Origin of the sequence: Actinomycetospora soli, from assembly GCF_021026295.1 — a bacterium.
In the GTDB taxonomy this organism is placed as follows: Bacteria; Actinomycetota; Actinomycetes; order Mycobacteriales; family Pseudonocardiaceae; genus Actinomycetospora; species Actinomycetospora soli.
In genome coordinates this window covers 63,633-78,896 of sequence record NZ_JAJNDA010000011.1, presented here as the reverse complement: position 1 = coordinate 78,896, position 15,264 = coordinate 63,633, and the positions used below count along the sequence as shown (strand labels likewise).

Here is a 15,264-nt window from a genome sequence, read left to right as displayed (position 1 = left end):
TCGTGTACTTCACCGACCGCGGCATCGAGGAGCTCGAGGACCGGCGGGGCGAGGAGGAGGTCAGCCTGGCGTGGCTGGCCGACCGCCTCCGCGCCTTCGTCGACGCCCACCCCGAGCACGCCGGGGCCGCCGACCGCTTCGCGGTGTTCCTGGCGCGCGACGACTCCGACGACGAGCCCGAATGAACGAACGGCACTCTCGCAGCATCTATGTGCGCGAGAGTGCCGTTCGTTCGTGCGGGAGGGGTGCTCCGGTCAGCCGATCCCGGCCGACGACAGCCAGTCCCGGGCCACCTGGGCGGGGTCCGGCTTGTCCGGCGCGTCCAGACGCTTGTTCAGGTCCGTCAGCGTCGCGGTGTCCATCTTCTGCGAGATCAGGTTGAGCACGTCGGCCACGGCCGGGTTACCGAGCTTCGACGCGTTGATCAGCGGCACGACCTGCTGCGCGGCGAAGTTCGACTTCGGGTCCTGCAGGATCACGAAGTCGTTGTTCGGGATCGACGGGTCCGTGGTGAACAGGTCCGCGGCCTGGATCGACCCGTCCCGCAGCGCGGCGACGGTGAGCGGACCACCGGCGTCGAGCGAGCGGAACTCCTTGAACGTGCACCCGTAGGACTTCTGGATGCCCGGGATCCCGTAGGGCCGCGTCTGGAACTCGGGCGGTCCGCCGAAGACGATGTTCCCGCACAGCGGGCCGATCTGGTCCAGCGAGGTGAGGTTGTTCTGCGTGGCGAACGCGCGGGTGACCACCACCGCGTCCTTGTCCTCGGCCGGGCTGGCCTGCAGGACCTTCAGCGACGGCGGCAGCTTCGCCACCACCTGCTGGTACACGTCGGCCGGTGCCGTGGCCGTGGCCTGCCCGTCGAGGTACTGCAGCAGGTTGCCGGTGTACTCCGGCACGAGGTCGATCGACCCGTCGCGCAGGCCCGGGAAGTAGGTCTCACGGCTGCCGATGCCGAACTGCCGCTCGACCTTCACGCCGCGGATCGACAGCGCGGTCGCGTAGATCTCGGCGAGCAGCCGGTTCTCGGTGAAGTTCGCCGAGCCGACCCGGATGGTGTCGGTCGCGGCGGGGGCCTGCGGTTGGGAGGCCAGCGGGTCGCCCCCACCGCCCCCGCACGCGGCGACGAGCAGCGCGAGGGCGGCCAGGAACGAGGCGCCCAGGGCGCGGGTCGGTCTCACGAGCATCAGCCTCCAGCAGTGACGGTGTCGGGCTTCCCGACGGCGGGTGTGGCGGGGTCGGACGCGGGACGGGCGCGGGTGCCGGGCGTGACCGCCCGCTGCACGCCCTGCAGCGCGACCTCGAGCACGATCGCGAGCAGGGCGACGAGGATCGCGCCGCCGGCCATCTGCGTGAAGTCGCGCTGGGCCTGGCCGTCGACGATGTAGCGGCCGAGGCCGCCGAGCGAGACGAACGCCGCGATCGTGGCGGTGGCGACGACCTGCAGGGTCGCGGTCCGCAGCCCGGCGACCATGAGCGGCAGCGCGTTGGGCAGTTCGACGCCGAACAGGATCTGCCGTTCGGTCATCCCCATGCCCCGCGCGGCGTCGACGGCGGCCGGGTCGACCCCGGAGATGCCGGCGTAGGTGCCGGCGAGCAGCGGCGGGATCGCGAGCAGCATCAGCGCCAGGACCACGGGGGTGAGGCCCAGCCCGAGGAGCAGCACGAACAGCACGAGGACGCCGAGCTCGGGCAGCGCGCGCAGGCCGTTCGCGAGGCCGACCACCAGCAGGCGCCCCCGGCCGGTGTGGCCGATGTAGAGCCCGACCGGGACGGCGATGACGGCGCCGACCAGCACGGAGAGGGCGGTGTACCCGAGGTGCTGGAGCAGGCGGGTGGGGATGCCGGCCGCCGCCGACCACTGCGCAGGGGCGCCGAACCAGGCGATGAGACTCGACAGCACGTCAGACCCCCTGCTTCTTCGGCGCGCGCGCCGCGGCCCACGGGGCGAGGAGACGACCGAGCAGCATCAGCAGCGCGTCGACCACCAGCGCGAGGACCAGGATCGAGACGAGCCCGAACACGATCTGGGCCGTGTAGAACCGCTCGAACCCCTGGGTGAACAGCGCCCCGAGCGCGCCCTGGCCGATGATCGCGCCGACGGCGACGAGGCTGAACGAGCTCACCGCCGCGACCCGCACGCCCGCGATCAGCACCGGCACCGCCAGCGGCAGCTGCACGCCGACCAGGAGGCCGAGCGGCCGGTAGCCCATGGCCACACCCGCCGTCAGGACCTCCGAGGGCACCTCGTCCAGGCCGTCGACGACGCTGCGGACCAGCAGCGCGACGGCGTAGACGGTCAGGGCGACGACCACGTTGACCGGGTCGAGGATCCGGGTGCCGAGCACGATCGGCATGACGACGAACAGCGCGAGCGACGGGATCGTGTAGAGCACGCCGGTCAGCGGCAGCAGGATGCGTCGTGCGCCGCGCGAGCGCCACGCCCACCAGCCCAGCGGCAGGCTGATGACGAGGCCCAGCAGCACCGGCACCAGCGCGAGGACGATGTGCTCGGCCGCCAGCGGGAGGATGTCCGCGCCGAACAGCCTCACCGGGCCGGCTCCGCCGACGCGTGCAGCAGGGTGATCACGGCCTCGGGCTCGATGCCACCGATCACCTTGCCGTCCTCGTCGACGGCCACCCCGCGGCCCGAGGGGGAGCTGAGCGCGGCGTCGAGCGCGCTGCGCAACGACTCGCCCTCCTCGTGGACCGTGCCGAGGGCCACGTGGTCGTCGCCCTGCCGCCAGCCCGTGGGCCGTCCGTCGTCGTCGACGACGAGCAGCCAGCCGTCGCCCGTCGTCGGGAAGGAACTCAGGGCCAGCGAGCCCGCCCCGACGAACTGGAGCCGCCGGTAGCCGCGGTCGCGGCCGACGAAGCCGGCGACGAAGTCGTCGACCGGCGCCGCGAGCAGGTCCGCGGGCGGCGCGAACTGCGCGAGCGTGCCGCCGACGCGCAGCACGGCGACCATGTCGCCGAGGCGGATGGCCTCGTCGATGTCGTGGGTGACGAACAGGATCGTGCGGCCGAGCTCGGACTGCAGGCGCAGCAGCTCGTCCTGCAGGTCCGCGCGCACGACGGGGTCGACCGCCGAGAACGGCTCGTCCATGAGCAGCACGGGGGCGTCGCCGGCGAGCGCGCGGGCGACGCCGACGCGCTGCTGCTGACCACCCGAGAGCTGCGCGGGGTAGCGGCTGCCGACGCGCGGGTCGAGACCCACCCGTTCGAGCAGCTCCCCGGCCGCCGAGCGGGCCTCGGCGCGGCTGCGGCCGAGCAGGACGGGCACCGTCGCGACGTTGTCCAGCACCGTGCGATGCGGGAACAGCCCGGCGTTCTGGATGACGTAGCCGATGCCGCGCCGCAGCGTCGGGGGGTCCTGGGTGGACACGTCGACGCCGTCCAGCCGGATCGTTCCCGACGACGGGTCCACCATGCGGTTGACCATCCGGAGCGTGGTCGTCTTCCCACACCCCGAGGGGCCGACCAGCACCGTGATCTCACCCTCGCGGGCGGTCAGCGAGAGGGACTGGAGTGCGACCGTGCCGTCGGGATAGGCCTTGCGCACGTCGGAGAACTCGATCACCGCAGTGGTTCCTCCGCGGCCAGGGCGGCGCCTGGTCGGCCGCCTGGGTCGCAGAACCGTAACCGAACGACCCGCGACCCGCGCGCGAAACGCCCTTAGGAGGCGTCCGCCACGTCCGGCGCGATCGGCCCACGAGCGAGGATCTCGGCGAGTTTCGGGCCGGGCATGGCCCGGGCGAACAGCCAGCCCTGGTAGGCGTCCACACCCAGGTCGCGCAGCACGGCGAACTGGTCGGCGTCCTCGACGCCCTCGGCGACGCAGGTCTGGCCGATGGCGGCGGCGAGCTCGACGACCGCGCGGGCCACCGCCCGGTCCGACTCGCCGGTGGCGACGCCGCGGACGAATCCGCGGTCGAGCTTGACGATCTGCGCGGGCAGGCCGGTGAGCCGGGAGAGCGACGAGTAGCCGGTGCCGAAGTCGTCCACCGCGAACCGCACGCCCGCCGCGATCAGCTCGTTCATCTCGCGCAGCGTCGAGGGCGGCAGGTCGGCCAGGCAGGTCTCCACCAGCTCCAGCACGAGCCGGTCCCAGGGCAGCCCGGACTCCGCGACGGCCTCGTCGACCGTGGCGAGGAAGTCGGGGTCGCCGGGCAGCAGGCCCGCGAGGTTCACCGCGACCGACGCGGCCGGGCGGTCACCGTAGGCCGGCCAGGTGGCGGCCTCGCGCACGGCGGTCCGGAGCACCCAGCGGTCGAGCTCGCCCAGCAGGTCCGCGGCCTCGGCGATCGGCAGGAACTTGTCCGGGAAGATCAGGCCGTGCTCGGGGTGCTGCCAGCGCACCAGCGCCTCGGCGGTCTGCACACAGCCGTCGGGCCCGACCACGGGCTGGAAGTGCAGCACCAGCTCGTCGTTCACCAGCGCCTGGCGCAGCTGCATCTCCAGGCGCAGCGCCTCGTCCGCGCCCCGCATGATCGCCTCGTCGGCCAGCGCGACCCGGGTGCTGCCGCTCTTGGCCTCGAACAGCGCGGCGTCGGCGAAGCGGATGAGGTCGGCGGTGGCGGGGTGCTCCGGCGCCTCGGTGTCCTCGGCGTCGGCGCGGGCCGCGGCGAGGACGCCGGCGACGGGGTCGGCGAACGGGTCGACCTCGAGGCCGTCGACCGTGGCGACGAGGCCGAGGGCGGCCCCGACGGCGGCGCCGATGGTCGCCGAGACGCGGACCAGCTGGCCGTGCACCGGCACCGCCGTGCGCAGCAGCTTCCCGACGAGGTCGGTGAGGGCGTCGAGCCCGCCGTGCGCGTCGACGTCGGCGCAGAGGACCACGAACTCGTCGCCGGAGTGGCGGGTCGCGGTGCAGCCGGGCGGCAGGCCGTCGCGCAGGCGGTCGGCGAGCCAGACGAGCAGCTCGTCGCCGGCGTCGTGACCGAGGGAGTCGTTGACCCGCTTGAAGTTGTCCAGGTCGCAGAACAGGACGGCGGTGCGGCGGGCGGTCGGGCCCGCGAGCAGGTGCGACACGGCCCGCGTCAGGGCCCGACGGTTGGGCAGCCCGGTGAGCTCGTCGTGCATCGCCTGGTGGCGCAGGGAGGCCTCGACGCGGCGGTTCTCGGTGACGTCGGTGAAGACGACGAGGTGGGTGGCGCCGCCCGCGTCGTCGACCGAGACCGACACGTGCAGCTCGCACCACACCGGGTCGGTGAACTCGCCGCGGGCACCCCGCTCGCGTCGGCGCAGCGCCCGTGCCGCGCAGGACCAGCTGATCGAGCCGGCGGAGCCCGCCGGCCGCGCGAGCAGCGGCGTCGGCATCGCGACGGTGTCGGGGCCCTGCTCGGCGGCGAGGTCGAGCAGCTCGTCGGCGCGGCGGCCGCGCAGCGACTCCTGGCCCTCGCCGAGCAGCCGGCACAGCGACTGGTTGGCCTGCACGAGGCGCTCGTGGTCGTCGAAGATCGCGACGCCGACGGGCGCGACGGCCAGCAGGTCGGTGAAGCGGCGGCTCGAGGTGCGCATCCGCGTCTCGAGGGCGCGGCGCTCCGTGACGTCCTCCACCGAGCCCGCCACCACCGTGCGGTGGCCGACCGCGGTGCGCTCCGCCCGGACGTGCAGCAGCCGCGACGGGTCGTGGGCCGGGCGGACCTCGAGGTCGAGCCGCGCACCGGTCTCGACCATCGCCGTCCAGCGGGCGGTGACCTGCGGGCGGTCCATCGGGTGGACGCACTCGGCGACGGTCGCGCGGCCGACCGTCCCGCGGGCGGGGAGCCCGAACAGGGTGCGGGCGACCGAGGAGAAGGACCAGGCGTCGACCGTGCGGTCGTTCTCCCAGGAGCCGACCTGGGCGAGCCGCGTGAGGCCCTCGAGGCGGCGGCGCTCGTCGGCGACGGCGGAGTGCACGGCGCGGCGCACCACCTCGTCCTCGTCGAGGTCGCTGACGTCGACGACGACCAGCGCGCGGTGCGGGGTCCCCGGCAGGCGGTTCCAGCGCACGAGGCGCACCGGCACCGTCGTCCCGCCGCGTCGCCGGACCTCGCCGCGCTCGCTGGAGCCGCTCGCGGTGGTGACGACCCAGGTGTCGACCGACGTCCCGGCCATCTCCCCCACCGGCGCGCCGACGAGACGGGCGAACTCCCGGGAGGCGGTGACCACGAGGCCGTCGGCGTCGACGACGACGACGGGCCCCTCCGGGAGCAGCTCCAGCAGCGGGTCGGTGCCCTCGGGCGCGGCGACCGGGGCCGCGGCGACCGTGGCGGCCTCGACCGGGCTGACCTCCGGGGCGGTCGTCGTGGCGGCCCGGTGCGCGGGCCGGCGCCGGGCCGACGCGTCCTCGCGCGGGCGGGGGCTCGGACGGCCCGACGAGGCGTCGGTGCGGGCGGGACGACCGCGCGGGACGGTCGGGAGCGTGTCCGCCTCGCACCGGCCCGGGGCGTCGTCCTCCGGGGCCCGGTCCTCGGCCGGGCGGTACGACGACCGCGCGGCCTGCTCGGGGGCGAGGTCGCTGCGCGGGGTGTCGGCGTGGACCGGGACGGAGATCGGCTCGCCGACGGCCGCGGGCACGTCGGACGCGTCGGCGTCCGCCACCCGGACGACGGCGAGTCGCGGCATCCGCCTGGCTCCGTTCACGCGATCGACCCCTTCACCGGCGGTGCACCCCCCGACCCGAGTGGGTCGGTCGGACCGCCTTCTGATCTCCGCAACGAAGGACACCCCGTCGAGGTCCGGGCACATCACCCCGTCGGGTGCACCCGGGCGCCGACCGTCCGCTCTCACGCGGTCGCCTGCATCAAGTCCAACGGGTATGTCTCAACTCGGACGGTGAACGGTCCGAGGACGGCCGGTGGAGGCGACGAACGGCACAGATCCGATCGCGTGTCGTTCGCCCCGCCATCCATTCACTCAGACGCGTGCCCGCTCTCACGAAGCGTGCGAACTCCGGAGCGTCAGCGGTCGTCGGCGAGGGGTGATCGGTACCCACTGCCCGATCGGTTCACACCCGATCACCCGGATGTTCGTGCCGCTCGTCGACGGTGATCCCGGTCACCCGTCGCTCGCGACCTCGGCCACGTGCGTCCGGACCACCCCGTCCCGCCCCGCCGCCTCGGCCACGGCCTTCGCCACGGCGGGCGCCACCCGGGGGTCGAGGGCACTCGGGACGATGTGGTCGACGCCGAGCTCCTCCTGCGCGATGGTGAAGATGGCGTCGGCCGCGGCGAGCTTCATGTGCTCGGTGATCCGGCGGGCCGACGCGTCCAGGGCGCCCGCGAACACGCCGGGGAAGGCCAGCACGTTGTTGATCTGGTTCGGGTAGTCGCTGCGCCCCGTCGCGACCACGGACGCGTGCTTCCGGGCCACGGCCGGGTCGATCTCGGGGTCCGGGTTCGACAGGGCGAACACGATGGCGTCGTCGGCCATCGTCTCGATGACGGCCTCGGGCACCGTGGAGCCGGACAGGCCGAGGAAGACGTCCGCGTCCGCGAGCGCCGTCGTGAGGTCGCCCCGCAGGCCGCGCGGGTTCGTCTGCTCGGCCAGCGCGTACTTGGCGACGTTCATGTTCTCGCGGCCGGTGTGGATGACCCCGCGGGAGTCGAGCACCGTGACGTCCTCCACGCCGGCCTCGAGCAGGATCTTGGCGCACGCCACGCCGGAGGCCCCCGCGCCGCTCACGACGACCTTGAGCGGCTCGAGGTCCCGCCCCAGGGCCGCGGCGGCCCCGCGCAGGGCGGCGAGCACCACGATGGCCGTGCCGTGCTGGTCGTCGTGCATGACCGGGCAGTCCAGCGCCTCGATCAGCCGGCGCTCGATCTCGAAGCACCGCGGGGCGGCGATGTCCTCGAGGTTGACCGCCCCGAAACTCGGCCGCAGGTGCACCAGGGTCTGGACGATCTCGTCCACGTCGGTGGTGTCGAGCACCAGCGGGATCGAGTCGAGGTCGGCGAACGCCTTGAACAGCGCCGACTTGCCCTCCATCACGGGCAGCGACGCGCGCGGGCCGATGTCGCCGAGGCCGAGCACGGCGGTGCCGTCACTGACCACGGCGACGAGCCGGTGGGTCCAGGTGTAGCGGGCGGTGAGGGCGGCGTCGTCGGCGATGGCGCGGCTGACCTTCGCGACGCCGGGCGTGTAGGCGATGGAGAGGTCGCGACGGCCGGCGAGCGCCACCGTCGGCGCGATCGAGAGCTTCCCGCCCTCGTGCGGGCCGAAGATGTCGGCCTCGGTGAGGTCGCGGCCGCTCGGGTCGCTGGCCGTGGCGGACCCGGTGTCGGCCGCCGGGACGGAACTCGTGCTGCTCACGCGGTCCTCCTACGTGTCGTGGTCGCGGTGGTGGGACCCGTGCCCCGCGGCGGAGCCGGTCGGTGACGACGGGTGGGGCTGGTGACGACGGGTGCGCCCTCGGCCGCGGACGGTCGGGTCCGCAGGGGGCGGTGGTCGCCGCCGGGCGCCGGGGAGGGGTGTCCCACGACGGGCGGAGCGGGCAGGGGTGACCCGGAGGTGGTCGATCCTCGCGTGCGCGGGGCGCGGTGTCTGCGCCCCGACGGGGTCGGACCGGTCACAGGCGTCGCCGTGCTCCCGGTGCTCCCGACCCCGCGGCCGATAGGGTCCGGCGCCGTGGAGGCCCAGGAACTCGCGGTGCCCGGTGCGTGGGTGTTCACCCCGCCGGTCTTCCCCGACGCGCGCGGCGCGTTCGCAGCGCCCTTCCAGGCGGAGGTGTTCGCCGGGACGGTCGGGCACCCGCTGCATGTGGCGCAGGCCAACACGAGCGTATCCCGCCGCGGGGTCCTTCGGGGGCTGCACTACGCGGACGTGCCGCCCGGTCAGGCGAAGTACGTGCAGTGCTCGTCCGGGGCGCTGCTCGACGTGGTGGTCGACATCCGGGTCGGCTCCCCCACCTTCGGGCGCTGGGACGCGGTGCGGCTCGACGGCGAGACGTTGAACGCGGTCTACCTGTCCGAGGGCCTCGGCCATGCGTTCCTCGCGCTCGTCGACGGCACCGTCGCCACCTACCTCTGCTCCACGGCCTACAACCCGGGCGCGGAGCACGGCGTGAACCCGCTCGACCCCGCCCTCGAGCTGCCCTGGACAGAGCATGTACCCGCTGGGGACCTGATCCTCTCGGACAAGGACGCCGCGGCACCGTCGCTCGAGGAGGCCCGGGCGGCGGGGGCCCTTCCCGACGACGAGGCGTGCCGCGCCCGCGTGGCTGCGCTGGTGGCCGGGGCGTCCTGAGGCGGCGCAGGATCGGGACCTGCGGAGCGACGTGCGCGCTGAGCGAGCACTTCGCTCCGCGCGACGAGATCGTGCAGCCGGCTGCGCGGCCGCCGGTCGGTGCCGCCGGGACTCGTCCCTGACCACGATCGAGACCTGCGGAGCGACGTGCGCGCTCAGCGAGCACATCGCTCCGCGCGATGAGATCTTGCGGCCGGCTGCGCGGGTCAGGCCCAGGCGGGGGCCAGCTTCGCCAGGGCAGCGGTGGCGGCGGGCCGCGGGGTGTCCGCGGTCGTCGGCACCGTCAGCACGACCCGTCCCCCGGCGACGCTGCGCGTGACGCCTGCCCCGGCCACCGGGGCCGGCGCATCGGCCGTGGTCGCCGCGACCGCCACGACGAGTGGCTTGCCGGCGCGCGTCACCGTGCAGGTCAGCTGACCCGTCTTCGGCCCCGGGCTCGTCGCCGCCTTCAGCTCCGCGGCCGGCACACCGAACGCCTTCGCGACGGCGGGCAGCGAGGCCGTGCAGCGCTCGGCCGCGCTGGGGGTGGCCTTCGGCGGCGTGGTGGTCGTCGACGCGGGCGGCGTGGTCGACGTGGTCGACGGGGTGGTGGAGGCCGGCGGGGTGCTGCTCGACGAGGCCGGCGGGGTGGGCTTCGACGGTGTGCCGCTCGAGGTGCCGGTCGACGAGGTGGGCCGCGGCGAGGAGCCGGCCGACGACGAGGGCGCGGCGGGCACGGGCGGCGCGGCAGGCAGAGCGGGCGCAGCGGGCAGGGCAGCCGAGTCGGGCGTCGCGGCTGGGAGCGCCGCCGCCGGCGAGCCGGGCACGGCCGCAGCGGAGGACGACGGCCCGACCGGGGTGCCGTCCAGCAGACCCGGCGCGGCCGACGGCGCCGGGGCGCCCGGAGCGGCCGGAGCAGGGCTGCCGCCGAGCAACCCGGCGTCGGCGGGAGCCGCGCCCGCACCCGTCGTCGGGAAGGCGGCGAGGGTCGGCGAGCCCGAGGCGAGGGTGGCGTCGGGGATGCCACCCTCGGTGTCGGGCACCGGCAGGGCACCGGAGGCGTACGCGTCGGCCCACCGCAGGACGGTGGCGACGTAGGACTCGGAGTGGTTGTAGCGGAAGACCGCGTCGTGCCGCCCGGAGGCCGTGGCGAGGTCGGTGCCGCCCGCGCAGAGGTAGCGGCCCGTGGCCAGGGCGGCGTCGAAGGCGTTGTCGGGGTCGGCCGTGCCGTCGCCGTTGCCGTCCGCGCCGTAGGTGCGCCAGCTGGTGGGGATGAACTGGGTGGGGCCGACGGCGCGGTCCCAGACCGTGTCGTGGTCGAGCGCGCCGCCGTCGGAGTCGGTGATCGCGGCGTTGCCGTTCGTGCCGTCCAGCTGCGGGCCGAGGATCGGGCTCGTCGTGGTGCCGTCGGAGGACAGCGAGCCGCCGTAGGCGTGGCTCGACTCGACCTTGCCGATGCCGGCGACCAGGGCCCAGGAGAGGTGGCAGTCGGGGGCGGCGGCGCCCATCGAGGCCTCGGCGCCGCGGTAGGCGGCGAGCATCGTCTCGGGGACCCCGGAGCCGGAGCCGGAGCCGGGCAGCGGCGCACCCGGCAGCAGCGGCTCCCCCGGGAGCTCCGCCGGCGCGGGCGGGAGGCCGGCGTCGGGGACCCGGCCGGTGGCCCCGACCTCGCTGGTGTCGACGGGCGGGAGCGGGAGCGCGGCGCTGATCGTGCGTGGTCCGGCCGCGCCGAGCACCCCGAGCAGGAGGACGACGCCGACGGCCCACGTCAGCATCACCCGCGGCCGCGGACCCCCGGACGCCGACGTGGACACCATCCACGCCGTGCCGATCCACGGCCCCCGCTCGTCACCCACGCGCCGCTCCCGTCCCCCCGGATGTCCGTCACAGGGACTGTCGCCGGGCGACACGCTGACGCTAACGGGTCGGACCGGATATCCCCCGATCGTGACCCGGTCGAGATCACCGGCGCGGCAGCCGCCCGGGGTGCGGCCAGAGCCGGTGGGTCACGACGGCGAGCGCCTCGGCCGGTCCGAGGGTGCGGGAGTCCGTCGACGCGAGCGCCGCGTCGCCGAGGGCGAACCAGCGCCCGTCGTCGTCGGGAAGGGCGAGGCGCTTGACCGAGAGCTGCCCGGGCCGCGCGGGCCAACGCACGAGGGCCACGTCGCCCGGCCGGGACCGGCGTGCGGGCAGGGCGAGGACGACGTCGCCGTCGTGCAGCGTCGGCGCCATCGAGCCGCCGCGGACGAGGACCCGCCGCGGTACCCCGGCGACGAGCGCGGAAAACGCCGTCCGCAGACGCCTCACCAGCGCGAACACACGTCTCCCATCCCCTGCTCACCGGCCGCGGTCGGAGTAGGTTGGGCCGCGGTCGGAACGATCACCGTGAATCCCCCTGGTGAGGGGAGATGGGAGGCGACATGGGACTGCTCGCGAGCATCCTCCGTCCGCGCCTGGAGGCCACCGCGCACTGCGACCTCCCCTGCGGCGTGTACGACCCGGCTCAGGCCCGGATCGAGGCCGAGTCGGTCAAGGCGATCCAGGAGAAGTACCAGGGCTCCGACGACCCGGAGTTCAAGGAGCGTGCCATCCAGATCAAGGAGGAGCGCTCCGACCTGGTGAAGCACCACCTCTGGGTGCTGTGGACGGACTACTTCAAGCCGCCGCACTTCGAGAAGTACCCGCAGCTCCACGAGCTGTTCAACAAGGCCACCAAGGCGGCCGGCGCCACCGGGACCAAGGGCTCCACGGACCCGAAGACCGGTGACGAGCTGCTCGGCTACATCGGCGAGATCTCGGACATCTTCTGGGAGACCAAGAAGGGCTGAGACCCACGAGTCGGCGCGCCCGTCCCCGTCGGGGCGGGCGCGTCGTCGTGTTCAGGGAGGTCGTGATGGGCGAGAGCCCGGTCGGACGGCTGTATCTCCTGCGTCACGGGGAGACGGAGTGGTCGCGCTCCGGTCAGCACACGGGTCGCACCGACCTCCCGCTCACCGCCCGCGGCGAGGAACAGGCGCGCATCGCCGGCGACCTGCTGCGCACACTGCGCGGTGACGCCCAGCCCGGGCCGGTGGTCTGGTCCAGCCCCCGCACGCGCGCCCGGGACACGGCGTCCCTCGCCGGACTCACCGTCGACGAGGTGCGCGAGGACCTGGTCGAGTGGGACTACGGCGACTACGAGGGCCGCACCACTCCGGACATCCGCACCGAGGACCCGGGCTGGACCATCTGGACCCACCCGGTGCCGCACGGGGAGACCGACGCCGCGATCGCCGAGCGCATCGACCGCGTCATCGCCGACGCCGACCGCGAGCTCGCCGAGCGCGACGTCATCCTCGTCGGGCACGGCCACGCCTCCCGGGTGCTCGTCGCCCGCTACCTGGGGCTGCCGCCCTCGGCCGGGGTGGGCTTCGCGTTCGACCCGGCGTCGGTGACGGTGCTCGGCCACGAACGCGGCGAGCACCGCATCGACCTGCTCAACGTGCCCGGCGGGCTGGCCGAGCCCCCTCCCCCGCCGGCCGACCGCCACTGATCCCCCGTCCCGACGTCGGGGCGGAGGACCGGAGCGGTCAGACCCGGCTCGGCTCGTCGTCCGCCGGAGTCGGGGCCGTCGCCGCCGGGGGTTCGACCACCCGCTCGCGGCGCAGGCACCGCGCGAGGACCGGCACGAGGGCGGCCCCGAGGACCGCCACGCCCGTGATCATGACGAACGAGCCCCGGGTCCCGCCCGTCGCCTCCTCGATGGCACCGAAGGCGAACGGCCCGACGAAGCCGCCGACGAGACCGATCGTGTTGATGAACGCCAGCCCGGCCGCGGCGACGATGCCCGCCATCCGGGACGTGGCGACCGACCAGAACAGGGGCAGCGTGCCGTAGGTGAAGAAGCCGGCCACGAAGAGCAGCAGCACCCCGGCGAGCGTCCCGAAGGCGAGCAGCGAGCCGGCGACGGCGAGCATCGCCGCCACCGCGCAGATCCCGATCAGCCGCACCTCGTGGCCGTGGCGCCGGGCCAGGAACGGGAAGAACAGGACGCCCACCAGCGCGGCGATGCCGCCGGCCCCGACGATCAGTCCGATGTCGAACGGGTCGGACACCCCGAGTGCCTTCACGGTGGCGGGCAGGTTGAAGCCGATGCCGGAGGCCACCGTCTGGTTGAGGAAGTAGATCAGGGCGAGCACCACGACGAAGGGGCGGCCGAACGCGGCGCGCAGGTTGCCGCGCAGACGGGTGGCGTGCGGGGCTCCTCCGGCGGCGCGGGCGCTGAGGACCTCCGCCTCGTCGGCCGACAACCACGACGCGTCGGACGGACGGTTCGGCAGCAGGCGCCAGACGACGACGCCGATGACCATGGTCAGGAGGCCCTCCACCAGGAAGAGCCACTGCCAGCCCTGCAACCCGGCGACCCCCTCGAGCTCCATGAGGGCCCCGCCGAGCGGCGCCCCGACGACCATCGCGAACGTCGGCGCGACGTAGATGATCCCGATGACGGTCACCCGGTGCTTCTGGGCGAACCAGATGGTCGTCAGGTACATCAGCGCGGGGAACAGACCCGCCTCGGCGGCCCCGAGGAGCAGCCGCAGCACGTAGTAGGAGACCGGCCCCTGGACGAACATCATGGCGGTCGAGACCGCACCCCAGGTCAGGGCGATCCGCGTGATCCAGATCCGGGCCCCGACGCGGTAGAGCACGAGGTTGCTCGGCACCTCGAAGAGCGCGTAGGTGAGGAAGAAGAGCCCGGCACCGAGGCCGTAGGCGGCGGCCCCGATCCCGACGTCGGCCGCCAGGTCGGTCTTGGCGAGCGCGACGTTCGTGCGGTCGACGTACGACATGAAGTACGCGGCGAGCAGGACCGGCAGCAGCCGGCGCATCGCCAGGCGGGTGGCGCGCTCGTGCAGCGCGTCGCTCATCGTGGTCATGACGGTGCCGTTCTCGTGGAAGAGGCTTCGATTGGGCCTCTGAGCTGCAATACTACGTAGTATCATGACACCCGACACACATCGGCTGTCAATGCCGACGAGCCAAGGACGACGATGGGGCCGTGACCGGCGACCCGGAGGAGGCGACCGATGTGACAGTGGAGGCGACGGCGGAGACCGACATCCGAGCCCGGATCCTCGACGCCTCGGCCGAGGCGTTCATGCGCGCCGGGTACGCCGGGACGACCATCGACGATTTGGCGCGCGAGGTCGGGGCGACCAAGGGCCTGATCTACTACCACTTCCGCTCGAAGTTCGACGTCTTCCTCGCGGTCTACGCCGAGGGGATGGCGCGCGTGCGGGCCCGCGTCGAGCCGTGGTCCCGGGCGGACGGCCGCGGCGCGGAGCGGCTGGCCGCCATGGCCCGGGCCCACCTCGCGAACCTCATGGAGGACCTCGCCTACCACCACGCCATCCACCAGGGCGTCGCCGGCACGGTGTCCGCCGCCCTCCGACCGCGCCAACGGCAGGACCTGCAGGAGCTGAGCTCGCTGCGCGCCGACTACGAGGACATGTTCCGCGCGGTCCTGCAGGAGGGTCTCGACGACGGATCCGTGCGCCCGGTCGACCCGCGGCTCGCGACGCGCACGCTGCTGTGCAGCCTCAACGCCGTCGACACCTGGTTCCGGCCGCAGGCCGACCAGCCCGAGGCGGACGTGGAGGCACTGGCCGCCGCGCTCGTCGACCTCGTCGTCGGTGGGCTGCTACCGGCTACTGCTCCGCCCAGTCCCGTCCGGCCCGGGTGAGCACGCCCGCCAGCACGCCGACGCACACGATCGCGAGGGGGACGCCGAGGTCCGGGCGGTCGGAGGTCACGCCCGCGTAGAAGGCCACGCCGAGCCCGATCAGCTGCGCGACGACCACGGGACCACGCGCGCCGCGGTGGCCGCGGGCGAGCGCCACGCCCGCCGCGCCGATCCCGAGGCCGAGCAGGAGCACGAACGCCCACACCTGCGGCGTGCCCTGCACCACGAGGAGCAGGGCTCCGGTGACGAACAGCGCTGCCCCCTGCGCCGCACAGACCAGTGCGGCCACCACGACGGAGCGGGGCGGCGAGGTCGACAGCACGTACTCCAGCGTA

The 15,264-nt window shown here is 74.3% G+C and carries 15 protein-coding genes; 5 read left to right on the top strand and 10 right to left on the bottom strand.

Annotated features, from left to right (window positions below; all coding sequences use genetic code 11):
• Window positions 1-2: 2 nt before the first annotated feature.
• Entirely contained in the window at window positions 3-185 is a 183-nt protein-coding gene (locus LN037_RS18705; RefSeq protein WP_230755378.1) for a DUF6104 family protein, read from the top strand.
• A gap of 69 nt (window positions 186-254) precedes the next feature.
• Here LN037_RS18705 and LN037_RS18700 read toward each other — a convergent pair whose 3' ends face one another.
• From LN037_RS18700 to LN037_RS18675, 6 genes are all read right to left on the bottom strand, one after another.
• Window positions 255-1,187 carry an ABC transporter substrate-binding protein gene (locus LN037_RS18700; protein WP_230755376.1) on the bottom strand — a complete coding sequence of 311 codons (933 nt, stop codon included), beginning with the start codon at window positions 1,185-1,187 and terminating at the stop codon, window positions 255-257.
• A complete protein-coding gene (locus LN037_RS18695; RefSeq protein WP_308286159.1) occupies window positions 1,187-1,903 on the bottom strand; it encodes an ABC transporter permease in 717 nt (238 codons plus the stop codon). Before LN037_RS18695 ends, LN037_RS18700 begins: the two co-directional genes overlap by 1 nt.
• A gap of 1 nt (window position 1,904) precedes the next feature.
• Window positions 1,905-2,552, bottom strand: coding sequence for an ABC transporter permease (locus LN037_RS18690; RefSeq protein ID WP_230755374.1), 648 nt, complete (start codon window positions 2,550-2,552; stop codon window positions 1,905-1,907).
• Window positions 2,549-3,580, bottom strand: coding sequence for an ABC transporter ATP-binding protein (locus tag LN037_RS18685; RefSeq protein WP_230755373.1), 1,032 nt, complete (start codon window positions 3,578-3,580; stop codon window positions 2,549-2,551). The genes LN037_RS18690 and LN037_RS18685 overlap by 4 nt, the downstream gene beginning before the upstream one ends.
• A gap of 95 nt (window positions 3,581-3,675) precedes the next feature.
• Entirely contained in the window at window positions 3,676-6,609 is a 2,934-nt protein-coding gene (locus LN037_RS18680) for a sensor domain-containing protein (protein WP_230755370.1), read from the bottom strand.
• A 432-nt stretch (window positions 6,610-7,041) separates the two neighbouring features.
• The gene (locus LN037_RS18675) at window positions 7,042-8,208 is read right to left on the bottom strand and encodes an NAD(P)-dependent malic enzyme (protein WP_230755654.1); all 1,167 of its coding nucleotides are present in this window, start codon (window positions 8,206-8,208) and stop codon (window positions 7,042-7,044) included.
• A gap of 402 nt (window positions 8,209-8,610) precedes the next feature.
• On the opposite strand from LN037_RS18675, the gene LN037_RS18670 reads away from it, so the two are divergent.
• Window positions 8,611-9,228, top strand: coding sequence for a dTDP-4-dehydrorhamnose 3,5-epimerase family protein (locus LN037_RS18670; RefSeq protein WP_230755368.1), 618 nt, complete (start codon window positions 8,611-8,613; stop codon window positions 9,226-9,228).
• A gap of 206 nt (window positions 9,229-9,434) precedes the next feature.
• Here LN037_RS18670 and LN037_RS18665 read toward each other — a convergent pair whose 3' ends face one another.
• Together LN037_RS18665 and LN037_RS18660 are read right to left on the bottom strand one after the other, a co-directional pair.
• Complete coding sequence (locus LN037_RS18665) at window positions 9,435-11,063, bottom strand: lytic transglycosylase domain-containing protein (protein ID WP_230755366.1); 1,629 nt, start codon at window positions 11,061-11,063, stop codon at window positions 9,435-9,437.
• A gap of 106 nt (window positions 11,064-11,169) precedes the next feature.
• The gene (locus LN037_RS18660; protein ID WP_230755364.1) at window positions 11,170-11,514 is read right to left on the bottom strand and encodes a S26 family signal peptidase; all 345 of its coding nucleotides are present in this window, start codon (window positions 11,512-11,514) and stop codon (window positions 11,170-11,172) included.
• Window positions 11,515-11,627: 113 nt separating this feature from the next.
• Between LN037_RS18660 and sodN the strand changes: the two genes are divergently transcribed.
• Window positions 11,628-12,035 carry a superoxide dismutase, Ni gene (gene sodN / locus LN037_RS18655; protein WP_255694456.1) on the top strand — a complete coding sequence of 136 codons (408 nt, stop codon included), beginning with the start codon at window positions 11,628-11,630 and terminating at the stop codon, window positions 12,033-12,035.
• Window positions 12,036-12,100: 65 nt separating this feature from the next.
• A complete protein-coding gene (locus LN037_RS18650; RefSeq protein WP_230755362.1) occupies window positions 12,101-12,739 on the top strand; it encodes an acid phosphatase in 639 nt (212 codons plus the stop codon).
• A 37-nt stretch (window positions 12,740-12,776) separates the two neighbouring features.
• On the opposite strand, the gene LN037_RS18645 is transcribed toward LN037_RS18650, so the two are convergent.
• On the bottom strand, window positions 12,777-14,123 hold the full coding sequence (locus LN037_RS18645; protein WP_230755360.1) for an MFS transporter: 1,347 nt from the start codon (window positions 14,121-14,123) through the stop codon (window positions 12,777-12,779).
• Between the two features lie 122 nt (window positions 14,124-14,245).
• On the opposite strand from LN037_RS18645, the gene LN037_RS33755 reads away from it, so the two are divergent.
• Window positions 14,246-14,929, top strand: coding sequence for a TetR-type transcription factor C-terminal domain-containing protein (locus tag LN037_RS33755; protein ID WP_230755358.1), 684 nt, complete (start codon window positions 14,246-14,248; stop codon window positions 14,927-14,929).
• Here the strand turns inward: LN037_RS33755 and LN037_RS18635 are convergent.
• Window positions 14,895-15,251 (bottom strand): hypothetical protein, encoded by a 357-nt coding sequence (locus tag LN037_RS18635; RefSeq protein ID WP_230755356.1) that lies wholly within the window; start codon window positions 15,249-15,251, stop codon window positions 14,895-14,897. The two genes, LN037_RS33755 and LN037_RS18635, sit on opposite strands and share 35 nt — an antisense overlap.
• Window positions 15,252-15,264 lie beyond the last annotated feature (13 nt).